Source organism: Streptomyces spinoverrucosus (assembly GCF_006539505.1).
GTDB lineage: Bacteria > Actinomycetota > Actinomycetes > Streptomycetales > Streptomycetaceae > Streptomyces > Streptomyces spinoverrucosus.
The window spans coordinates 77709-99771 of the sequence record NZ_BJND01000007.1; the positions used below are offsets into that span (position 1 = coordinate 77709).

Sequence of the window (22063 nt, forward strand, 5' to 3'; positions counted from 1 at the left end):
TCAGGAATGCATCCGGGCCCGTGATCGTTGACGATAGGAGTACCACCTGACGACAACCAAAGGATCAAGAGCTCGTGAGCAGCAAGGTCCCCCCGATCATCCTCAACAACGGCGTCGAGATGCCCCAGCTGGGCTTCGGCGTCTGGCAGGTGCCGGACGACGAGGCGGAGCAGGCGGTCGCCACGGCGCTGGAGGCCGGGTACCGCAGCATCGACACAGCGGCGATCTACGGCAACGAAGAGGGCACCGGCAAGGCCATCGCCGCCTCCGGCCTCCCCCGCGAGGAACTCTTCGTCACCACCAAGCTCTGGAACAGCGACCAGGGGTACGACTCCACCCTCCGCGCCTTCGACGTCTCCCTCGGCAAGCTCGGCCTGGACTACGTGGACCTGTATCTGATCCACTGGCCGACCCCGTCGAAGGGCAAGTACGTCGACACGTACAAGGCGTTCGAGACACTGCACGCCGACGGCCGGATCAAGGCGATCGGCGTCTCCAACTTCCTGCCGGAGCACCTTGAGCGGCTGATCGCCGAGACGTCCGTCGTCCCGGCCGTCAACCAGATCGAGCTGCACCCGCACCTGCAGCAGCACGCCGCCCGGGAGTACCACGCGGAGCAGGGCATCGCCACCGAGGCCTGGTCGCCACTCGGCTCGGGCAAGGGCCTGTTGGAGGTCCCGGCGATCGTGGCCATCGCCCAGAAGCACAACCGCACGCCCGCCCAGGTCGTGCTGCGCTGGCACCTCCAGCTCGGCAACGTGGTGATCCCGAAGTCCGTGACGCCGTCCCGGATCAGGGAGAACATCGACGTCTTCGACTTCAGCCTGGACACCGAGGACCTCGCGGCGATCAGCGCCCTGAACGAGGACCGCCGCCTGGGCCCGGACCCGGCCACGTTCGAGATGGGCTGACCTCAACTGACCTCAAGGCCGTAACGTCGAGATCGCATGCGAAACGCCCCGGGAACCACAGCGGTTCCGGGGCGTTTCGCGTGCGTCGCAGGTCGTCGCAGGTCAAGGACCGCAGACGTCCCGGTACGGCACCGACGGCACATACCGCCGCCACTCGGCCTCGGTGGGCCCACCGCCCGCACGGGCGCACAGTGCGTCGGCGGCCCGGTCTGGGTTCATCTCCCGTGAACGGGCGGCCAGATGGGGTGGACCGACGCTCAGTCGGTCACCGCTCCCGGTGAACTCCAGCCGCAGCACGGGCCCGTCCCCGACCGGCAGTACGGCGGCCGGCAGCCCCGGTGCCGCCGTCTCCCACACCCGTACCGATCCGTCGGATGCGCTCACGGCGAGCAGCGCGCCGTCCGCCGAGAACTCCAGGACCGGCCGGTCGATCGACGGGTCCACCGCGCGCAGGACGGCGATCCTGCGCCAGCTCCGGGTGTCCCACAGCGTGACGCGGCCGTGGGTGTCGGAGACGGCGAGACGGCGGCCGTCGGGGCTGAAGGCACCGGCGACGAGGTAGTCCTCGCCGGTGACCGCCTCGCGTTCGCTGCCGGTGGCGAGGTCGCGGAGGGTGCCTTCGGAGGTGAGGGCGACGCGGCGGGCGGGGTCGGCGGCCACGGTGTCGGTGCGGGTGGCGGCGGTCGCCGGTGCGGTGCGCCAGGCCTCGCCGGTCAGTCCGTGCAGCGAGAGGGTGCGGACGGTGCTGGTGCGTCCGCTCTCCCGGTAGCGCAGCACACCGGCGGCCGCGTCGAGGCGGATGTCCCCGATCGCGGACGCGGCGAGCGGGTGGGTGAGCAGCGGCTCGCGCGGGCCGCCGTCGGCGGGGGGCGGGGTGTCGGTGCGCCACAGGGAGAGTGCCCCGCTGCTCCAGGTGAGGGCGTAGGCGCCGGAGAAGTCCACCGCGAGCGCGCCGCCCGCCACAGGCAGCCGGGGGCGTTCCCGACCCGCGCCGAAGTCCCAGGTCACGACGCCGTCCGTGGTCGCGGCGGCGACGGCACGGCCGTCGGGGGTGAAGGTGAGCTGCTCCGCCTGGCACAGGGCCCGCTCGGTCGCCCGGGGAATCCGGGTGGGGACCGGGCGGGCCGTTGTGACGTCGAGGACGTGCAGACGGCCGTCGGTGTCCGTGCACCAGGCCAGACGGCGGTCGTCGGGGCTCAGCACGGGCAGGGCGCCGCCGTCCTCGGGCCGGGTGTCGCGTACGAGGAGGCGGTTCCGGCGGATGTCCCACACCTCCACCACCGAGCGTGCGTCCGGCCGGTCGTGCAGCAGCCGCCGTACGACGAAGGTGTGCCCGCTCGGCCCGAACGCCCCGTCCGTGTCGGTCGCCGGACCGGTGGTGAGCGAGCGTGTGCCGCCGTCGGCGAGGTCCCCTATCAGCAGCTCGCGGCGGCCCGGGCCCCAGTACGCCACCAGCCTCCCGTCGGCGCTGACGTCGACGACGCCCGCCGACAGGCCGCGCCGCTGGTCTGTGCGCAGGCGGCGGTGCCCCGGCACGTCCCACTGCACGGCCCGGTCGTGCGCAACCGAGGTCAGTACCCGGCCGTCCCGGCCGAGCCAGGCGGGCGCGTTCACCGCGCGGCCCCCGTCCTCGGGCTGGGTGAAGGCGTCGCGTTCGCTCTGTGCCGCCGCCGTGCGCAGCGCCTGCCGGGTCTCCGGCAGGTCCGCGGTGTGCCAGGCGGCGAGGGCGAGCCGCATAGCGGTGCGCGGCTCGGTGGCCCGGAGGGTGTCGGCGAGGGCGGCGACCCGGCGGGCCTCGGCCTCGTCGCGGCGCTGCGCGCTCACCTCGCTCTGCCGCCAGGCGGCGACACCGGCCAGCACGGCAAGGCACAGCAGCGCGGCGAGCGCGCCGGTCAGCGCCCGCAGCCTACGCGTGGCCCGGGCGGCCACCCGAAGCCCGCGCTCGTGCGCCTCGACACTCGCGGCGAGGAAATCCCGCTCCAGCGCGGTCAGTTCACCGGCCGCGCCGCCGAACACCTCCCGCGCCTCCGTCAGGCGTACCCCTCGGTACAGGGCGCCCTCGTCGCGCGCCAACTCGGTCCAGGCGCGGGCCGCCTGAGTGAGGCGGCGATGGGCGCGGAGCCGTTCCCGGCTGTCCTCCACCCAGCCGCGCAGCCGGGGCCAGGCGGCGATGAGGGCCTCGTGGGCGAGGTCGACGGTGTCGCCGTCGACGGTCAGCAGGCGGGCGCGGACGAGCCGTTCGAGGGCCTGCGCGGTCAGCGGATCGGAGCCGAGTTCCGCGCGGTCGACGGGCCGCCGGGTGTCGGCGGTGCCGTCGCCGGGGTTCACCAGGCGCAGCAACAGGGCACGGACGGCGGCCTGCTCGTCGGGGGCGCAGTCGGCGTGGAGCGCCTCGGCGGTGTGCGCGACGGCGCCCCGCACCCCGCCGACGGCCTCGTACGCGGCGAGGGTGAGCGTCTTGCCGGTGCGCCGCCGCCAGACCTCGCGCAGGGCGTGGGCCATCAGCGGCAGACCGCCGGGTTCACCGGCCACGTCGGCGACGATCCGGGCGGTCAGGGCGCGTTCGACGACCAGGCGCCGGGCGGCGGCCGGCCGGACGACGGCCTCGCGCAGCTGCGCCGGTGCCATCGGCCCGACCAGCAGGGTGGAGTCGCGCAGCGCGTGGGCGAGCGGGCCGTGCTCGGCGCAGCGGCCGTAGAAGTCGGCGCGCACGGCGAGCACGACACGCAGCCGGTGCGCCGGGTCCAGGGCCGTGAGCAACCGCCGTACGAACCGCTCGCGTTCGGCCGCGTCGGCGCACAGGGCGAAGACCTCCTCGAACTGGTCGACGACGAGGACGGTGTCGCCGGGCGCCGGGTGCGGGGTGAATAGGGCGGCGTGGGTGCGGTCGGGGTGGGCACCGGGGGTGAGGACCCGGATGGCGGCGGGCCGCAGCGCCGGGCCGTCCGCCTCCCGCACGCCGGGGATCAGCGGCCCCGGGCCGTCCGCCTCCCGCACGCCGGGGATCAGCGACCCCGGCGCGTCCGTCTCCCGCACGGCCGGGATCAGCGGCCCCGGCGCGTCCGTCTCCCGCAGGGCGGGGATCAGACCGGCCCGCAGCAGGGACGACTTGCCGCTGCCCGAGGCGCCGACCACCGCCGAGACCCGTCTGCGGGCGGTGAGTTCGAGCAGTTCGGCGACCAGCTCGGCGCGGCCGTGGAAGTGGTCGCGGTCGGCGGTGTCGAACCGGGCGAGTCCCGGGTATGGGCAGTCGGCGTCGTCCCCGGCGGGCTCGGCCGCCTCGGCGACGGCCTCGTGCCAACGGCGCGTCCACTCCTCGACGTCGCCACCGCACGCGGTGACGTAGGCCCTCAGCACGGGCAGCGTGGGCAGCCGTTCCCCGGCCGCGGCGGCGGAGAGGGTCGGGCCCGAGTAACCGGCGCGCGAGGCCATCGCACGGTAGGTCGGCGCGCCCGCCTCGTCGCGCAGCTTGCGCAGTGCATGGGCGAAGGACTGCACCACCCCCGCCGCGGGATCCAACGGCTTCTCCCGTCGCCCCATACCCGGCTCCCCCCTGTTCACCTGCCGTTCCCACGCTAACAACCGGCCCACGGCGATTGATTGGCGCTCCGGACGGGGGCTGCCCATCAATCCCTCGGCGCCTGGACTCGACGGTGCGCAGTCCCCGTTCCGTTCCACACGCACCGGAGTCCGTCATCGTCACCGTCCAGTCCTCAAGGCCCGTCACCCGCATATCGGTTCAGGAGTCCCCGCCCCGTACGCGCGGTTACGCCGTCGTCCTCGTCCCCGTCGCCGTGTCCCTCGCCCTGGGGCTGTGGGGCGTGCGGCGCGGCGGCAGCATGTGGCGGGACGAGGCGGTCACGTACGACATGGCGCGGCGCGAACTGCCCGAGCTGTGGGCGACGCTCGCCGAGGCCGATGCCGTGCACGGCCTGTACTACCTGCTGATGCACGGCCTGTTCCGGCTCTTCGGCGACGTGGATCCGCTGCTGGTGCTCCGGCTGCCGTCGGTCCTGGCGACCGCCGCGGCCTGCGGCACGCTGGCCCTGCTCGGCCGCCGCCTCGCGGGGCCGCGCGCCGGGCTGCTGTCCGGTGTGGTGCTCGCGCTGCTGCCGCCGGTGCAGCGGTATGCGCAGGAGGGGCGGTCGTACGCGCTGGTGTGCGCGCTGGTGGTCTGGGCGACGTATCTCCTCGTCCGGGCCGTGACGACCGGGAGCCGCCGGGCCTGGGCCGGGTACGGGGCGGTGCTGCTGGGCGCGTGCCTGCTGCACGAGTTCGCCGTACTGGCCCTGGTGGCGCACGCCGTGGCCGTGCCCGCCGTGCGGCGCCGGGCCTGGATACGGGCCGCCGTGCCGGTCTGCGCCGGGGTCGCGCCGCTCGCCGTGTTCAGCGCGGGCCAGTCGGCCCAGGTGGCGTGGATCGGCGGCCTCGGGGCGGGTGCCGTCGCGAGCTTCGCCGGGGTGGTGGTGCTCGGCGTGTGCTGCGCCGCGCTGCTGTGCGGAGGTGGTGGGCCGGTACGGCTGCCGGTGCTGGCGCTGGCCCTGCTGGCGCTGCCCGCGCTGCTGCTGATGCTGGCGTCGCTGGTCAAGCCGCTGTACGTGGACCGCTATGTGCTCTACGGCCATGCGGGCACCGCCCTGCTGATCGGCGCCGCGGTGGACCGGCTGGGCCGGGCCCGGGCCACCGCGCTGCTCGCGGCCGGCGCCGCCGCCCTCGCCCTGCTGCCCTACTCGGCGCAGCTGCGCGCACCCGCCAGCCGCACCGACGACCTCACCGCGATCGCCCAGGCAGTGCGCGAGGCCCGGCGGGACGCCGACGGCATCCTCTATCTCCCGGCGCGACGGCGGGTGTGGTCGCTGCCGGATCCGACGGCCGTACGCGGGCTGCGGGACATCGCCCTGGACGGCACCCCGGCCGACTCGCACACGCTGTACGGCACGGAGGTGCCCGCGTCCGTCCTCAGGGCCCGGATGCTGGCGACACCGCGCATCGTCGCCCTGCGCGACCCGGCCGGGCAGCCGCTGGACCGGACCGAGCCGGAGCTGGTCAAACGGCGGGTGCTGGACACGTACTTCGAGGAGTGCCGGGTGTGGCGGGTGCAGGGGGCGCGGATCGCGGTGTACGCGCGCCCCGGCCGCTGCTGAGTCGCCTACAGCGCCCTGCTCGCCGTATGCACCGTCTGCGCCGCCAGCAGGAAGAGGTCCGGGCGGTGGTGGACGCTCGCCTTGTCCTCGGGGTCGAGGAGGCGGTCGAGGGTGGTGCGGTCGGTCGCGTCGAGGCGGTCGGCGAGGGCCTCGCGGATGCGGGAGAGGGTCGCGGCGACGTAGGCGCGGGCCCGGTCGGGGGCCGGGGCGGGCAGGTCGAGCAGGAAGCTGCGGGTACGGGTGTGGGCCAGGCCCGCTGCGGTCAGCAGCGCCGGCCAGTCCTCCGTCTCGTCGACCGTGCCGGCCAGCGCCGCGCGCATCTCGGCGAACCACTCCTCCTCGACCGCGTTCAGCCGGGCCTGGAGCCCCGGGCGGCCGATGCCGATGTCACGTGGCAGGAACCGCGTGGGCAGGCCGCCCTCCACGATCGCCAGCGTGCCGCCGGGTGCCAGCCGTTCGGCGAAGGCGGCCAGGGCGGCGCGCTGGTCGCCGAGGTGGTGCAGGCTGCGGCTGGCCCACAGCAGGTCGGCCGGGTAGTCGAGGTCGCCGAGGACGTCGGGCAGGTCACCGGCCAGGGTGCTGAACCGGTCGGCGAGACCGAGGCGGGCGGCGCGGTCGCGGGCCCGGTCGAGGAGCGGCTCGGAGCCGTCGACGGCGACGATCCGGGCGGCCGGGAAGGTCTCGGCGAGCAGACAGGAGACGACGCCGGGTCCGCTGCCCGCGTCGACGATCAGGCCGGGGTTGGTCTGCTGCTTCGCCAGCCAGGCCAGGGCCCGCTCGTACAGGGGCGAGAACAGCTCGGCGCCCGCCTCCAGCAGCGGGGCCATCTCGGTCCAGTCGATCTCGGCGTGGTCGTGGTGCTGACCGTGCCGGTGCTCGTGCTGGTGGGCGTGGTGGTGGTCGTGCGCCATGGGGGTCAGCCTCTCCTCCGGATGCGGCCAGCGTGCGACGGGACACCGGGGTGGAGCAAGAGACGTTGCCGAAGCGGCAAACCGAGGCCGCGAAAAATGAGGTGCCCGGAAGGGGCCCGCTCCCCCACGATGGCCCCCATGGACGACGAGCTGGTGGAGCGCTTCCTCGAGGACGGGTTCGTGAAGATCGAGGGCGCCTTCCCGCCCCGCGTCGCCGAGCACTGCGCACGGCTGCTGTGGCGGGAGACGGGATACGACCCCGCCGACCCCGGCACCTGGAAGGACCCGGTGCACTGGGTGTACGACATGGCGCAGGGACCGTTCGCCGCCGCGGTCAACTCACCTGTGCTGCACGAGGCGTTCGACGCGCTGGTCGGCGCGGACCGCTGGATGTCCCGCTACTCGCTGGGCACCTTCCCGCTGCGGTTCCCGCACGAGGAGGAGCCGGACGACGCGGGCTGGCACATCGAGGGCAGCTACGCCCCCGAGGGCACCACACTGCCGCACACCAACCTCCGGTCGAGGGACCGGGCGCTGCTGATGCTGTTCCTGTTCAGCGAGGTGACCGAGGCGGACGCCCCCACCCGGATCAGGGTTGGCTCGCATCTCGACGTACCCCCGGTCCTGGAGCCGTACGGCGAGGACGGCGCGTCCTTCCTGGAGCTGGGCCCGAAGGTGGATGCGGCCTCCGCGCACCGCCCGCTCGCGTACGCCACCGGCCGTCCCGGTGACGTCTACCTCTGTCATCCGTTCCTCGTCCACGCCGCCCAGCCGCATCACGGCACGCGCCCCCGTTTCATGGCGCAGCCGCCGCTGCACCCCGCCGAGCAGCTCCAGCTGGAGCGGGCCGACGGGGACTACTCGGCGGTGGAGTTCGCGATCCGCCGGGGTCTGGAGCCTCGGGAGGCCTGACCCCGGCGGACCGGATCGGGTCAGGGCAGCGGCGGGTAGGCGTTCGCCATCAGCTGCTGGAACTGCGCCGAGAACCAGTGCCCGGACAGCGGCGCGTCAGGCAGGGAGCCGGACATGTTGAAGCCGTTGCGGGCGTTGCCCTCGTAGGTCGGGTCGCACATCCGGTCGAAGCCCTTGCCCTCGTCGTTCGGGATCTCCCGGCTGGCGCCGTCGGACTCGCCCGGCGGCTTCATCCATACGTAGGCGTCGATCCCGGCGGCGGGAGCGGCCTGCGGGCGTTCGCCGAGCCCGGCACCGGACTGGTTGCACCAGTTGCCGATGTGGATCCGGCGGTCGTAGCGGCCGCCGTCGACATAGGTGTCCACGGTGGTCGTCGCACCCGGACCGGCGGGCCGAGCGCTGCCGCCCCAGCCGTTGCGGGAGGTGTCGATCAGCATGCCGATGGAGGAGTTGAAGCCGACCGAGACCAGCTGGTTGCGGAAGGCCTGCGCGAACGACAGCTCGTCGACGTACCGGTTCCAGTCCACCCACTTGGACTCGCGGACCGACTTGCCGGCGACGTTGTCGTTGATGGTGAAGTGGTCCTCCTTCAGGGCGCTGTAGTTCGCCGTGTTGGTGATGAACCCGTGTACGTCGTTGACGGTGGCGCCCTCGGCGGTCGCCGCCTCCTTGAAGGTGTTGGCCGAGGCGCCGAAGTTGTCGTCCCAGCCGATCCAGCCGTGGTGTCCGGCGTCGACGTAGTTGTAGACGTTCGCCACGTCGCCGAGCTTGTTGAGCGCGTAGCCGACGCCCTTGACGTAGTTGCCGTTGGCTTTCATCACGTCGCACTGCGGGGTGGCCGTCGGGCGGCTGCCGGTGTTGGTGACGAGGTTCGGCAGCGAGTCGATCTCGACGGTGGTGACGATCCGCAGCGAGGCGTACTTGGGGTCGGCGAGGATCGCGGCGATCGGATCGATGTACTCCGTCTTGTACCGGTCGATCTCCGTCGGGCCCAGCTCACCGTTGGAGGCGAGGGCCGCGCAGTCCCGGCCGGGCAGGTTGTAGATGACCAGCTGCACGACCAGCTCGTCGGAGCCCTTCTGGCTCAGCGCCTCGTCGAGGTGGTCCCGCAGGCCCATGCCGCCGTTCACGCCGTTGATCGCGGCGATCCGGTCCAGCCACACACCGGTCGGCTGGCCGGCGATGCGGCTGCCGCCCGGCTCGGCGGCGGCCTTCGCGGCCCACTCCGGGTTCACGTACACCTTGGCTCCGGCGTACGGATTGTCGACCCGTGTGCCCGGGCCACCGGGGTCCGGCGGGTCGGTCGGTCCGCCACTGCCGTCGTCGACGTTGCAGGTCACCCCGTCGAGGGTGAAGGTGTCCGGCAGGGCGTTCGTGCCGCTGTAGGTCCCGTTGAAGCCGAAGCTCACCGAACCGCCGGTCGCCAGCGTCCCGTTGTAGCTCTCATTGGCGGCCGTGACGGCGGTCCCACTCTGGGTGACCTTCGCGTTCCAGGCGTTGGTGATCCGCTGGTTGCCGGCGTACGACCACGCCACCGACCAACCGGACTTCGCGGCGCTGTTGTTGGTGACCGTGACCGAGGCGGTGAAGCCGGTGTCCCACTGGTTCTGCACCGTGTAGTCGACGGTGCAGGGGACGGCGGAGGCTCCTACGTCGCCGGGCACCGCCGCCATCGCGGTCCCGGTCGCACCGGCCACGAGCGCCAGCGCGGCGAGCAGTGCCGTTCTCGTTCTGGTACGGCTCATGAGTGCGGGTTCCTCATCTCTCACAGGTGGGTTATCCGTCGAGGGCGCGCAGGTGATCACGCAGCCCGATTCCGTACGACGTGGGAGTCCCGTCGTAACTGCTGATCAGGGCCGGACCGGAGGAGCAGTTCCAGGTGTTCCAGGTCCAGCCGAGGTAGGACAGCTGCCGTGCGTCGAACCACGCCATGACGCGGTCGACGAAGGAGTGCGCGCAGGTGTTCTCGCCGATCTCGCCCGCGACCAGCGGCACTTGGGCGGCGACGGGTGCGAGCGTGGCGTCCCAGCAGCTCTCGTTGGAGCAGGTGTTGAAGTTGTAGACGTGCCAGGCGGCGGCGAGATTGCCCGCCGGGTCGTCGGGCTTGTACGTCAGCCACTGGCTCAGGTCGTTCGAGTACGCGAGCCCACCGGCCAGGATCACGTTGTCCGCGCCGGTGGCCCGGATCGCGTCGATCAGGTCCTGCATACCGGCCACCTCGTAGCCGATGCCGGGGCAGGTGCCGCCGTCGCGCCAGCAGGTCCACGCCTGGGCGGCCGTGGAGGTGGCGCGGTCCGGGTAGGGCTCGTTGAACAGGTCGAAGACGACGGTCGGATCGTCCTTGAAGGTGCTCGCCACCGATGTCCAGAAGGACGGGGTGTACTGCATGTTGGGCATCGGCTTCTGGCAGGTGGCGTGCACATCGGCGCAGCCGGCCGAGTTGCCGGTGTACTGGCCCCAGGACCAGTGCAGTTCGAGCATCGGCGTCATGCCGTGCGCCTTCACCTTGGCCACCAGGTCCTCGACGGCGGCGATGTAGTTGGCACCGGCGTACTCGGGCTTGATGTTGGAGGTGCCGAGCCAGCACTCCTCGTTGAGCGGGATGCGGACGGTGTTGGCGTTCCAGTCGGCGATCGCCTTGACGGACGCGTCGTCGACCGGGCCGTCCCAGATGCCGTAGCCCTGCACACACGCGAACTCGCCGCCGGAGCGGTTCACGCCCAGCAGCCGCCGGGTGGTGCCGGCTTCGTCCACCAGCTTGTTCCCGGACACCCTCAGCTCGGGCGGCCCGTCACCCGGGTCCGGTGGATCGGTCGGATCCGTCGGGTCGGTGGGCGTCGGGGTGGGCTCGCCGTCGATGTTGCACGTGGTGCCGTTGAGCTTGAACGACGTCGGTACGGCGTTGCTCCCGGACCAGGAGGCGAGGAACCCGGCGCTGACGCTCGCGCCGGTGGCGAGCGAGCCGTTCCAGTTCTCGTTGGTGGCGGTCACCGTCGTACCGGACTGGGACCACTTGGCGTTCCAGCCCTGGCTGACCTGCTGCCCGCCGGCGAGGTCGAAGCTGAGGGTCCAGCTGGTCAACGCGGCCGCGTTGTTGGTGATGCGCACGCCGCCCTGGAAGCCGGTGTCCCACTGGCTGGTGACGGAGTACTCCACCACACAGGCCGGGGTGGCCCCGGACGCCGTCACGACCGGTGCGACCGCGGTGCCCACCAGGGCGAGCGCGGCGGCACCGCCGAGTAAAAGACTTGAACGCTGGGGGTGTCGCATGAGCGACTCCTTGCAGTTCGGGCGCGTCGTGACGGACGCGTCGACTGATGGAATCGCTCCCACTGGTAGCCAGAAGGTAGCGCCAAGTGACGGTAAAGAACAGGGGAGTCACTGACTTTTCCTCAACACCGCCTGTCGAATCTTTTCGACTCTTCAAGCACCTTGACCCCCCTCGACCGCGTCCGCACTATGGGAGCGCTCCCACTGGTTCAAGCCTTGACTTCTTTCCCGAACCGGCAAGGAGGAACCAGCACATGCCCCCCAGAAACAGACGCCGCGCTCACCTGCGGCTGCGGCGGTTGTGGACTGCCGTCGTGGCGGCTCTCGCGGTCCCCTTGTCGATGCTGGTGGCGAACCCGACTCCCGCACACGCAGCGGCAGTTCAGTGCAGCGTTGACTACAAGACCAACGACTGGGGTTCCGGTTTCACGGCCGACCTCACGATCACCAACCGCGGCACGGACGTCATCGACGGCTGGACCCTGACGTACGCCTACGCGGGCAACCAGCAGCTGACGAACGGCTGGAACGGCACCTGGTCCCAGTCCGGCTCGACGGTCACCGTCCAAAGCGCCTCCTACAACGGCCGGATCGCCGCGGGCGCCGCCGTCTCGACCGGCGCCCAGTTCACGTACAGCGGCACCAACGCCGCCCCCACGTCCTTCGACGTCAACGGCACCACCTGCACGGGCGCGCACCAGCCGCCCATCACCGTGCTGACCAGCCCGGCGCCCGGCGCGGTCTACACACAGGGCAGCGCGGTCCCGCTCGCGGCCACCGCCGCCGCGGCCGACGACGCGACCATCACCAAGGTCGAGTTCTACGACGACACCACCCTGCTCGGCACGGACACCACGTCGCCGTACTCGCTCTCGGTCTCCAGTTTGACCGTGGGCAGTCATTCACTGGTGGCCAAGGCGTACGACAGCCTGGGCGCGTCGGCGTCGTCGACTCCGGTCGGCATCACGGTCGCCTCGGGCCCGGCCGTGGTGGCCACCCCGTCCCAACTGCCCGTCCGGCAGGGCCAGTCGGCGACCTTCGACGTGAAGCTGTCGACGCAGCCGTCGTCGAACGTCACCGTCACGACCGCGCGGACCGAAGGGAACACCGGCCTGTCGGTGACCGGCGGCGCCTCACTCACCTTCACGCCGTCGAACTGGAACACGGCACAGCAGGTGACCATCACCGCCGACTCCTCCGGCACCGGCGCGGCCACGTTCGAGTCGACGGCGGCCGGGCACGGCAAGGCCACGGTCACGGCCACGCAGATCGCCGCGACCAAGGAGTACGACGCCCGCTTCCTGGAGCTCTACGGGAAGATCACCGACCCGGCGAACGGCTACTTCTCCCCCGAGGGCATCCCCTACCACTCGGTGGAGACACTGATCGTCGAGGCGCCGGACCACGGCCATGAGACCACGTCGGAGGCGTACAGCTATCTGCTGTGGCTGCAGGCCATGTACGGCAAGGTCACGGGCGACTGGTCCCGCTTCAACGGCGCCTGGGATCTGATGGAGCAGTACATGATCCCGACGCACGCCGACCAGCCGACCAACTCGTTCTACACCCCGTCCAAACCGGCGACGTACGCCCCCGAATGGGACCAGCCGAGCCAGTACCCGGCCCAGCTCGACACCGGCGTCTCGGTCGGCCAGGACCCCCTCGCCGCCGAGCTGAAGAGCGCGTACGGCACCGACGACGTCTACGGCATGCACTGGCTGCAGGACGTCGACAACGTCTACGGGTACGGCAACTCGCCCGGCAAGTGCGAGGCGGGCCCGACGGACACCGGTCCGTCGTACATCAACACCTTCCAGCGCGGCCCGCAGGAGTCGGTGTGGGAGACCGTCCCGCAGCCGACCTGCGACGCCTTCAAGTACGGCGGTCCGAACGGGTACCTGGACCTGTTCACCGGTGACGCCTCCTACGCCAAGCAGTGGAAGTTCACCAACGCCCCGGACGCCGACGCGCGTGCGGTGCAGGCCGCCTACTGGGCGGACCTGTGGGCCGAGGAGCAGGGGCAGGGCTCCGCGGTATCGGCGACCGTCGCGAAGGCCGCGAAGATGGGTGACTATCTGCGCTACGCGATGTACGACAAGTACTTCAAGAAGATCGGCAACTGCGTGGGGGCCTCGGCCTGTCCGGCCGGCACCGGCAAGGACTCCTCGCACTACCTGCTGTCCTGGTACTACGCCTGGGGCGGCGCCACCGACACCTCGGCGGGCTGGGCCTGGCGCATCGGCTCCAGCCATGCGCACGGCGGCTACCAGAACCCGATGGCCGCGTATGCGCTCAGCGAGTATCCCGACCTGAAGCCCAAGTCGGCGACCGGGCAGGCCGACTGGGCCAAGTCGCTGGACCGGCAGGTGGAGTTCTACCGCTGGCTGCAGTCGGCGGAGGGTGCCATCGCGGGCGGGGCGACGAACAGCTGGCAGGGGCGGTACGCCACCCCGCCGGCCGGTAAGTCGACCTTCTACGGCATGTACTACGACGACAAGCCCGTCTACCACGATCCGCCGTCCAACCAGTGGTTCGGCTTCCAGGCGTGGTCGATGGAGCGCGTCGCCGAGTACTACCAGCAATCGGGTGACGCGGACGCCAAGGCGGTCCTGGACAAGTGGGTCGACTGGGCTCTGTCGGAGACGACCGTCAACCCGGACGGCACCTATCTGATCCCGTCCACCCTCCAGTGGTCGGGCCAGCCCGACACCTGGAACGCGGCCAACCCCGGTGCCAACAACGGGCTGCACGTCACCGTCGCCGACTACACCAACGACGTCGGTGTGGCGGCCGCGTACGCCAAGACCCTGACGTACTACGCCGACCGCTCCGGTGACACCGAGGCGGCGGCGACGGCGAAGGCGCTGCTCGACGGCATGTGGGACAACCATCAGGACGCGCTCGGAATCGCCGTGCCGGAGACTCGGGCCGACTACAACCGGTTCGACGACGCCGTGTACGTGCCGAGCGGGTGGAGCGGCACCATGCCCAACGGTGACGTGATCAACTCGTCGTCGACCTTCGAGTCGATTCGGTCGTTCTACGAGGACGATCCTGCGTGGTCGAAGATCGAGAGTTATCTGGCGGGTGGTGCGGCGCCCTCGTTCACGTACCACCGGTTCTGGGCTCAGGCGGATATTGCGCTGGCCATGGGCTCTTATGCGGAGTTGCTGGAGTAGCGGTTCGCAGAGCGATTCGGGGGGCGCGGGGTGTACGGCGGCTGCTGGTTGTCTGTGGCTGGTCGCGCAGTTCCCCGCGCCCCTTTAGGGCGTTTCCCCCACCCTTTTTTGAAGAAGGGACCCCACCTTGCGCAGAACACGTATCCTCACGGCCGTGGTTGCGCTCGCGGCCGGGCTTCTTGCGGGCGGTCCGCCCGCGCTTGCGGCCGACAGTGAAAAGGTCGCCGTATCCGCCGACACCTATACCTGGAAGAACGCCCGCATCGACGGTGGCGGATTCGTCCCGGGCATCGTCTTCAATCGCGCCGAGGAGAACCTCGCATACGCGCGTACGGACATCGGTGGCGCTTATCGCTGGGTCGAGTCGTCGAAGACCTGGACCCCGTTGCTGGATCACGTCGGCTGGGACGACTGGGGGCACACGGGCGTGGTGAGCCTCGCGTCCGACTCCGTCGATCCGGACAGGGTGTACGCGGCGGTCGGGACGTACACCAACAGCTGGGATCCCGGAAACGGGGCGGTGCTGCGCTCCTCGGACCGGGGGGCCAGCTGGCAGAAGGCCGACCTGCCGTTCAAGCTGGGCGGCAACATGCCCGGGCGGGGCATGGGTGAGCGTCTCGCGATCGACCCGAACCGAAACAGCGTGCTGTATCTGGGCGCGCCCAGCGGGAAGGGATTGTGGCGGTCGACGGACTCCGGGGTGACCTGGTCGCAGGTCACGAGCTTCCCCAACCCCGGGAACTACGTGCAGGACCCGAGTGACACCAGCGGTTACGCGTCCGACAACCAGGGCATCGCCTGGGTGACCTTCGACGAGTCGACCGGTACGGCGGGCAACGCCACGCGGACCATCTACGTCGGTGTCGCCGACAAGGACAACGCCGTGTACCGCTCTACGGACGCGGGCGCGAGCTGGCAGCGGCTCGCCGGTCAGCCGACCGGGTATCTCGCGCACAAGGGTGTCCTGGACGCCGAGAACGGTTATCTGTATCTCGCCTACAGCGACAAGGGCGGCCCCTACGACGGCGGCAAGGGCCGGCTCTGGCGGTACGCCACCGCAACCGGCGCCTGGACGGACATCAGCCCGGTCGCGGAGGCCGACACCTACTACGGCTTCAGCGGCCTGACCGTCGACCGGCAGAACCCGGGCACGGTGATGGCGACGGCGTACAGCTCCTGGTGGCCGGACACCCAGATCTTCCGCTCCACGGACAGCGGCGGCACCTGGACCAAGGCCTGGGACTACACCTCGTACCCCAACCGCTCGAACCGCTACACGATGGACGTCTCGTCCTCCCCGTGGCTGACCTGGGGCGCGAACCCCTCGCCGCCGGAACAGACGCCGAAGCTCGGCTGGATGACGGAGGCGCTGGAGATCGACCCGTTCGACTCCGACCGCATGATGTACGGCACGGGTGCGACGATCTACGGCACGGAGAACCTCACGAACTGGGACAGTGGCAGTACGTTCACCATCAGGCCCATGGTGCAGGGCTTGGAGGAGACGGCGGTCCTCGACCTTGCCTCTCCCCCGTCGGGCGCCCCGCTGCTCAGCGCCCTCGGCGACATCGGCGGCTTCCGGCACACGGACCTCACCAAGGTCCCGCCGATGATGTACACCGCCCCCAACTTCACCTCGACGACCAGCCTGGACTTCGCCGAGAGCAACCCGAATACGGTGGTGCGGGTCGGCAATCTGGACTCCGGGCCGCACATCGCCTTCTCGACGGACAACGGGGCCAACTGGTTCGCCGGGACGGACCCTTCGGGTGTGAGCGGGGGCGGGACGGTCGCGGCCGCGGCCGACGGGAGCCGGTTCGTGTGGAGTCCTGAGGGTGCGGGCGTGCACTACGCGACCGGTTTCGGCTCGTCCTGGGCCGCGTCCAGCGGTATCCCGGCGGGCGCGATCGTCGAGTCGGACCGGGTGGACTCGAACACCTTCTACGGCTTCAAGTCCGGGAAGTTCTACGTCAGCACGGACGGCGGCGCGACCTTCACGGCGTCGGCCGCCAGTGGTCTGCCCAGCGGTGACAGCGTCCGCTTCAAGGCGCTGCCCGGTGCCGAGGGCGACATCTGGCTGGCGGGCGGCGCGCCGGACGGGGCGTACGGACTGTGGCGGTCCACCGACGGCGGGGCGAGCTTCACCAAGCTGTCGAACGTCGAGCAGGCCGACACCATCGGCTTCGGCAAGGCGGCGCCGGGAGCCTCGTACCAGACGCTCTACACCAGCGCGAAGATCGGCGGAGTGCGCGGCATCTTCCGGTCGACCGACCAGGGCGCGACCTGGACCCGGATCAACGACGACGCCCACCAGTGGGGTTGGACCGGGGCGGCGATCACGGGTGACCCACGGGTGTACGGGCGCGTGTACGTCGCGACCAACGGGCGCGGGATCATCTACGGCGACACCTCCGACAGCGGCGGCGGTACCGACCCCACGCCGACGCCGACCGGCGCGTGCACGGTGACGTACCAGGTCACCAACCAGTGGTCGGGCGGTTTCCAGGCTGACGTGCAGCTCACCAACTCGGGATCGAGCGGCTGGAGTGGCTGGTCACTCGGCTGGTCCTTCGCGGACGGGCAGAAGATCTCGCAGCTGTGGAACGCCGACTTCACGCAGTCGGGAGCGGCCGTGACGGTGAAGAACGTCGGCTGGAACGCCGACGTGGCGCCCGGTTCGTCGGTGAGCTTCGGCTTCACGGGGAGCTGGTCGGGCACGAACGGCAAACCGACGGCCTTCCAGCTCGGCGAAAGGTCCTGCACGGTGCTCTGACGCTCCGCGCAGGAGGAACCGGAGGGCGCGTGCACATTGCACGCGCCCTCCAGGCTTTTCCACAGCGGACGGACGGCGTTCGTCCAACTCAGGGGGTATAGACGGCAGGCCTCGGGGCCGTTGCCATGCCGTTGCCGATGAAGAAGCTCGGGTGGGGCGGCTGGTTGTACGCGGTGTTCTGCCAGGCCAGGGCCACGCGGTACTGGGTGTCGTGCAGCAGGGTGGTGATCCTAGTCGTCGTCTGGTGCGGGGTCGAGTAGATGCGCAGCGCCCGGTTGTCGCTGGTGCGCCAGACGACCTCCTCGCGCCAGTCGCCCAGGATGTCGCCGGAGAGGGCCGGGGTCGACTTGCTGCCGTTGTTCGACGAGACGCCGGAACCGGTCAGCAGGCGGGTGTCGGAGGAGGTGCCGTACTTGTCGATACGGATGCCGTCGAGGAGTTCGCGGACCGGGTCGGCGTCCCACCAGCTGACGAAGTTGATGCTGGACGGCTCCCGGCCGAGCGAGGCGCCGGTCGCCGAGCGCAGGGTGGTGTCCGAGGCGGACCAGGACTCGGCGCCCGCGGAACCGGCGTAGACGTCGGCGGAGACACCGCGACCATTGTCGCCGCCGGACGCGGTCTGCCACAGGATCTGGCCGGTGCGGGCGTCGGCCATCCAGGAGCTGGGCTTGGAGGAGTCCTCGGAGACCTTGAAGTACTCCAGGCCCGAGCGGGCCGGGTTGAGGTCGCCGACGTGGCCCGCGTCGCCGTGGCCGAGCTTCGTCGTCCACAGGCCCCAGCCGTTGTCGTCGACGGTCATCGCGCCGTAGACGATCTCGTCCTTGCCGTCGGCGTCCACATCGGCGATGGACAGACTGTGGTTGCCCTGGCCGTCGTACCCCTTGCCCGCGTTGGTGGAGGAGTTGGTGTCGAAGGTCCAACGGCGGGTGAAGGACCCGTTGCGCCAGTCCCAGGCGGCGATGACGGTACGCGTGTAGTAGCCGCGAGCCATGATCAGCGACGGTCGGGCGCCGTCCAGGTAGGCGGTCCCGGCGAGGAAACGGTCGACGCGGTTGCCGTAGGAGTCGCCCCAGGACGAGACCGAGCCGCGCGCCGGGACGTAGTCGACGGTCTGCATGGCCTTGCCGGTCTGGCCGTTGAACATGGTCAGGTACTCGGGCCCGGACAGCACGTAGCCCGACGAGTTGCGATGGTCGGCCGAGGAACTGCCGATCACCGCGCCCGTGCCGTCGCGCGTGCCGTCGGCGGTCTTCATGGCGACCTCGGCCCTGCCGTCGCCGTCGTAGTCGTACGCCTGGAACTGCGTGTAGTGCGCGCCGGAGCGGATGTTGCGGCCCAGGTCGATGCGCCACAGCCGGGTGCCGTCGAGCTTGATGCCGTCGACGACGGTGTTGCCGGTGTAGCCGGACTGGGAGTTGTCCTTGGCGTTGGTGGGCTGCCACTTGAGGACGAAGTCGAGGGCGCCGTCGCCGTCGAGGTCGGCGACCGAGGCGTCGTTGGCCTCGTAGGTGTAGGCGACCCCGTCGGGGGTTGTGCCGCCGGCGGGCGGGGTCAGGGGCACGTCCCTGTAGCCGCCGCGGAACTGGACGGCGTGCACGGAGTCGCCCTGCTCGACACCGTTCACCACCGCGCGGACCGTGTAGTCGGCGTGGGACGGGGCGCCGGAGTGGAAGAAGTTGGTCGAGCCGGTGATCGGCGTCGCGTTGACCTTCGTACCGGCGCGGTAGACGTTGAAGGAGACGTTGTCGGGATCGGTTCCCAGCCAGCGCCAGCTGACCAGGTTGCCGCTGCCGGTGTGGACGCTGACCACGCCCCGGTCGAGCTTCTCGACCTGACGGGCGGTGGCGGCCTCGGCGGAGTCCGTGCCGAGGACGGTGAGTCCACCGCCGACCAGGGTGAGGGCCGCGGCCGTGGTGGCGAGGGCGGCGGTGGTACGGCGTCTGCGGTGCTTGTGCGGGTGCGTCACGTGACCTGCCTCCCGGGGAGGGCGGACGGGTTGTCGTCTCTCAGTCGCCGCCGGAGGGCCGTGAGTTGCCGTATGTCCGGGCCAGTTCCGCGACCGTCCGGGCGATCCTGTCGCGCAGCTCGGCGGGCGCCAGCACCTCGACGCCGGTACCGAGGCGAAGGAACTCGCCGTGAGCGTGCTCGACGGACTCGATGGGAACGGTGACCGTTGTCCAATCGTCCTTCTCCGTGCGGTGGTCGGCCGCACGGGCGAGGGTCACTCCGGGCGCCAGCCGCACCACCGCCTTCCCGCGGTACAACCGGTCGTGGAAGTCGCGCTGGTACGCCGTCCAGTACGCGGCCAGGTCGAAGTCGTCGGGTCGATTGAACTCCTCGTCGTCAGCGGCGAGTTGGAGGATCTGGTCGACACGGTAGGTGCGGGGACCCGGTCCGGCCACCACGTACCAGCGGCCCGCCTTGAGGACGAGTCCGTACGGCTCCAGGCGGCGCTCCACGTCGGTGGGCTCGCGCCAGCGGCGGTACAGGACGTGCAGGACCCGGCTGTTCCAGACCGCGTCGGCCACCGCCAGGAGATACGGCGTCTCGTCGGCGTCGGCGTACCAGGCGGGTGCGTCGAGGTGGAAGCGGCCGCTGATCCGGTCGGCGTGGACGCGTAGTTCCGAGGGCAGGGCGGCACGGACCTTGAGCTGGGCGGCGGTGAGGACGGAGCCGAGGCCGAGTTGGGCGGCGGGGCCGGGGACGCCGGCGAGGAAGAGGGCCTCGGCCTCGTCGGCGGTGAGTCCGGTGAGGCGGGTGCGGTAGCCGTCGAGAAGACGGTAGCCGCCGGCGTGGCCCGCGTCGCCGTACAGCGGGACGCCCGCCGCGCTCAGCGCCTCCACGTCCCGGTAGATCGTCCGCACCGACACCTCCAGCTCCTCGGCGAGCTGGGCGGCGGTCATCCGGCCGCGAGTCTGGAGCAGCAGGAGGACGGAGACGAGTCGGCTGGACTTCACTGACACATGGTGTCAGTGAAGCAGTCCTAGCGTCACGCCATGGTCTTCAAGGAGAAACTGCTGACCGTGCCCCCGCCGATCGAGGTGGCCGGACGGCACGTCAAGCGCTACCACGTCACCGCGGACCCTTCCGGCATCGCACCGGAGGTCGAAAAGGCGGCGTACGTCATCCTCCCCGAGCTGCTGCCGGAGCCGGACGGCACGCCGCCCGCGACCTTCGTCGTCCTGCACCGGGGCGGCGACAGCGGGGCGTATCTCAACGCGTACAGCTGGGTCTGGGACAACGTCCTGCACTTCCGGGGCGCCGCTGCGGGCCAGCCGGTGCTGGGCTGCCCGGACACCGACCCGACCCACTTCATCGCCCCCGACCGCCCGTGGATCGGCTGCGTCTGGGAACTGCCGCCGATCCTGCACGAGCGGGACGCCTGGGTACGGCACCTGCTCGCTCCCCAAGTCCCCGATTTTTACGCCTACTTGACCGACAGCCTGCCCGAGGGAACGACAGGAGACCGCTCATGAGCAGCCCGCACGACTTCGACTTCCTGCACGGCGACTGGGACGTCCGCAACCGCCGCCGTACCGACTTCCTCGACCCGGACAGCGACTGGGTGGAGTTCCCGGTCACGAGCCGCTGTTGGAGCCTGTTCGACGGCGCGGCGAACATCGACGAGGTCGACATGCCGCAGCTGGGCACGAAGGGGCAACTGGTTCCGCCAGCAGCAGCGGCACACTGTTTCCGCCGGTGATCGGCCGGTTCGACGGGGACGCCGGCGAGTTCTACGACGATGACGCACTCCCCCATCGGCAAGGAGGTGCGCGTGCGGTTCCCGTGGTCGGGGATCTCGGTCGACGGACTTCACCCGGGTTTCTCGAACGCCCGCAGGGTGAACCACGGGTCCGGGCGGGGGCGGTCCTGGTCGGGGAGTTCGGCGAGGCGGGCGGCGAAGCCGTCGGCGAGGGGGTGGCCGGGCGGGAGGGTGACGAACCAGCCGCGGCGCAGGTCGGCAATGGTGCGGCGGGGGCTGCGGCCCTGGCCCCGGCCGGGGAAGCGGGTCAGCCCGGCGGGCCGAAGACCGTGTTCGGCGGCGTACGACTCGACGGCCGACGACGCGTCGAGGACGGGGCTGCGGGGGCGGGAGGCGAGGATGGCATCGATGTCACTGCCGACGTTGTGGGCGGCGGCCTTGTCGACCGTCGTGACATAGACGCCGCCGGGGCGCAGCACGCGGGCGCACTCGGCGACGGCGGCCCTGACGTGCTCGGGCCGTTGCAGCAGGTGCAGCAGCCACACGCTGGTGACGGCGTCGAACTCCCCGTCCCGGAAGGGCAGTCGGCGGCAGTCGGCGAGGACGACGGTGCCGGGCAGGCGGGCGGCGGCGTGCCGGGCCATGGCGTACGTCAGGTCGGCGCCCGTCACCCGCATCCCGGCCCGGGCCGCCGCGAGCCGCCGGGTCACGATGCCGGTGCCGCAGGCCACGTCGAGCAGGCTGCGCGTTTGCCGCGGTACGAGGCTCAGCACGCCCTCCGCGGCGGCGGCCGCCCTGGCCTCGCCGCCGCGGGAGGAGTCGTAGCGCTCGGCCTCGTCGGTGTAGTCCAGCACCATGCGCTCAGCCGGCGCCGTGCGCCGGGGCGAGGGCCTCCACCCGCTCGGCGAGCTTGAAGTCCATCGTGGTCACCTTGCCGCCGACGCTGTGCGTGGTGACCGTGAGGGAGACGGTGTTGTAGCCGAGGGTCAGGTCGGAGTGGTGGTTGAGCTCCTCCTGGACCTGGGCGATGTGCACCACCAGGGCCGTCGCCGCGAGGTGCGAGCCGAGCCGGTAGGAGCGGGTGAGCCGGTCCCCGTCGAGCGACCAGCCGGGCAGCTCCGCCAGCCGGTCCTCGATCTCCTTCTGCGACAGCGGTTCGACGGGCATGAGCTCGCTCCCTTCGTGGATGTCGCGTACCCGTTCAGCGTGCCACAGGCGGCGGCTGCGGCGCTGGTCAGGCGGGTCTCCGCGATCGGGAGC

Annotated in this window: 15 protein-coding genes; 7 read left to right on the forward strand and 8 right to left on the reverse strand. The window is 71.2% G+C overall.

The window, feature by feature from the left end; all coding sequences use genetic code 11:
• Positions 1–74 precede the first annotated feature (74 nt).
• A complete protein-coding gene (locus tag SSP24_RS04790; protein WP_141307510.1) occupies positions 75–911 on the forward strand; it encodes an aldo/keto reductase in 837 nt (278 codons plus the stop codon).
• A 102-nt stretch (positions 912–1013) separates the two neighbouring features.
• On the opposite strand, the gene SSP24_RS04795 is transcribed toward SSP24_RS04790, so the two are convergent.
• Entirely contained in the window at positions 1014–4451 is a 3438-nt protein-coding gene (locus SSP24_RS04795; protein WP_141307511.1) for an nSTAND1 domain-containing NTPase, read from the reverse strand.
• A gap of 113 nt (positions 4452–4564) precedes the next feature.
• Between SSP24_RS04795 and SSP24_RS04800 the strand changes: the two genes are divergently transcribed.
• Positions 4565–6055 (forward strand): glycosyltransferase family 39 protein, encoded by a 1491-nt coding sequence (locus tag SSP24_RS04800; protein ID WP_229864769.1) that lies wholly within the window; start codon positions 4565–4567, stop codon positions 6053–6055.
• A 5-nt stretch (positions 6056–6060) separates the two neighbouring features.
• Here the strand turns inward: SSP24_RS04800 and SSP24_RS04805 are convergent, their stop codons facing one another.
• Complete coding sequence (locus SSP24_RS04805; RefSeq protein WP_141307512.1) at positions 6061–6966, reverse strand: class I SAM-dependent methyltransferase; 906 nt, start codon at positions 6964–6966, stop codon at positions 6061–6063.
• 138 nt (positions 6967–7104) lie between these two features.
• Here SSP24_RS04805 and SSP24_RS04810 point away from each other — a divergent pair, with 138 nt between their 5' ends.
• Positions 7105–7878 (forward strand): phytanoyl-CoA dioxygenase family protein, encoded by a 774-nt coding sequence (locus SSP24_RS04810; RefSeq protein ID WP_174864593.1) that lies wholly within the window; start codon positions 7105–7107, stop codon positions 7876–7878.
• Positions 7879–7898: 20 nt separating this feature from the next.
• Here SSP24_RS04810 and SSP24_RS04815 read toward each other — a convergent pair whose 3' ends face one another.
• The gene (locus SSP24_RS04815) at positions 7899–9623 is read right to left on the reverse strand and encodes a glycoside hydrolase family 6 protein (protein WP_141307514.1); all 1725 of its coding nucleotides are present in this window, start codon (positions 9621–9623) and stop codon (positions 7899–7901) included.
• A gap of 31 nt (positions 9624–9654) precedes the next feature.
• Positions 9655–11148, reverse strand: coding sequence for a cellulase family glycosylhydrolase (locus SSP24_RS04820; RefSeq protein WP_141307515.1), 1494 nt, complete (start codon positions 11146–11148; stop codon positions 9655–9657).
• Between the two features lie 254 nt (positions 11149–11402).
• Between SSP24_RS04820 and SSP24_RS04825 the strand changes: the two genes are divergently transcribed.
• Positions 11403–14327, forward strand: coding sequence for a glycoside hydrolase family 48 protein (locus tag SSP24_RS04825; protein ID WP_141307516.1), 2925 nt, complete (start codon positions 11403–11405; stop codon positions 14325–14327).
• A 127-nt stretch (positions 14328–14454) separates the two neighbouring features.
• Entirely contained in the window at positions 14455–17100 is a 2646-nt protein-coding gene (locus SSP24_RS04830) for a cellulose binding domain-containing protein (RefSeq protein WP_141307517.1), read from the forward strand.
• An 88-nt stretch (positions 17101–17188) separates the two neighbouring features.
• On the opposite strand, the gene SSP24_RS04835 is transcribed toward SSP24_RS04830, so the two are convergent.
• Both SSP24_RS04835 and SSP24_RS04840 read right to left on the reverse strand, forming a co-directional pair.
• Positions 17189–19066 carry a rhamnogalacturonan lyase gene (locus SSP24_RS04835; protein ID WP_141307518.1) on the reverse strand — a complete coding sequence of 626 codons (1878 nt, stop codon included), beginning with the start codon at positions 19064–19066 and terminating at the stop codon, positions 17189–17191.
• 40 nt (positions 19067–19106) lie between these two features.
• Positions 19107–20057: a helix-turn-helix transcriptional regulator gene (locus tag SSP24_RS04840; protein WP_141307519.1), complete on the reverse strand. Its 951-nt coding sequence runs from the start codon at positions 20055–20057 to the stop codon at positions 19107–19109.
• Between the two features lie 39 nt (positions 20058–20096).
• Between SSP24_RS04840 and SSP24_RS04845 the strand changes: the two genes are divergently transcribed.
• Both SSP24_RS04845 and SSP24_RS04850 read left to right on the forward strand, forming a co-directional pair.
• Entirely contained in the window at positions 20097–20576 is a 480-nt protein-coding gene (locus SSP24_RS04845; RefSeq protein WP_141307520.1) for a hypothetical protein, read from the forward strand.
• Positions 20573–20803: a hypothetical protein gene (locus SSP24_RS04850; RefSeq protein WP_308439575.1), complete on the forward strand. Its 231-nt coding sequence runs from the start codon at positions 20573–20575 to the stop codon at positions 20801–20803. Before SSP24_RS04845 ends, SSP24_RS04850 begins: the two co-directional genes overlap by 4 nt.
• Before the next feature lie 110 nt (positions 20804–20913).
• On the opposite strand, the gene SSP24_RS04855 is transcribed toward SSP24_RS04850, so the two are convergent.
• Positions 20914–21657, reverse strand: coding sequence for a class I SAM-dependent methyltransferase (locus SSP24_RS04855; protein WP_141307748.1), 744 nt, complete (start codon positions 21655–21657; stop codon positions 20914–20916).
• Between the two features lie 7 nt (positions 21658–21664).
• Positions 21665–21970 (reverse strand): 4a-hydroxytetrahydrobiopterin dehydratase, encoded by a 306-nt coding sequence (locus SSP24_RS04860; RefSeq protein ID WP_141307521.1) that lies wholly within the window; start codon positions 21968–21970, stop codon positions 21665–21667.
• Positions 21971–22063 lie beyond the last annotated feature (93 nt).

Bases quoted from the DNA above. Each gene is read 5' to 3' on its own strand.
- SSP24_RS04850 (WP_308439575.1), top strand. From the start codon at position 20,573: ATGAGCAGCCCGCACGACTTCGACTTCCTGCACGGCGACTGGGACGTC.
- SSP24_RS04815 (WP_141307514.1), bottom strand. From the start codon at position 9,623: ATGAGCCGTACCAGAACGAGAACGGCACTGCTCGCCGCGCTGGCGCTC.
- SSP24_RS04805 (WP_141307512.1), bottom strand. From the start codon at position 6,966: ATGGCGCACGACCACCACCACGCCCACCAGCACGAGCACCGGCACGGT.
- SSP24_RS04795 (WP_141307511.1), bottom strand. From the start codon at position 4,451: ATGGGGCGACGGGAGAAGCCGTTGGATCCCGCGGCGGGGGTGGTGCAG.
- SSP24_RS04825 (WP_141307516.1), top strand. From the start codon at position 11,403: ATGCCCCCCAGAAACAGACGCCGCGCTCACCTGCGGCTGCGGCGGTTG.
- SSP24_RS04810 (WP_174864593.1), top strand. From the start codon at position 7,105: ATGGACGACGAGCTGGTGGAGCGCTTCCTCGAGGACGGGTTCGTGAAG.
- SSP24_RS04820 (WP_141307515.1), bottom strand. From the start codon at position 11,148: ATGCGACACCCCCAGCGTTCAAGTCTTTTACTCGGCGGTGCCGCCGCG.
- SSP24_RS04860 (WP_141307521.1), bottom strand. From the start codon at position 21,970: ATGCCCGTCGAACCGCTGTCGCAGAAGGAGATCGAGGACCGGCTGGCG.
- SSP24_RS04845 (WP_141307520.1), top strand. From the start codon at position 20,097: ATGGTCTTCAAGGAGAAACTGCTGACCGTGCCCCCGCCGATCGAGGTG.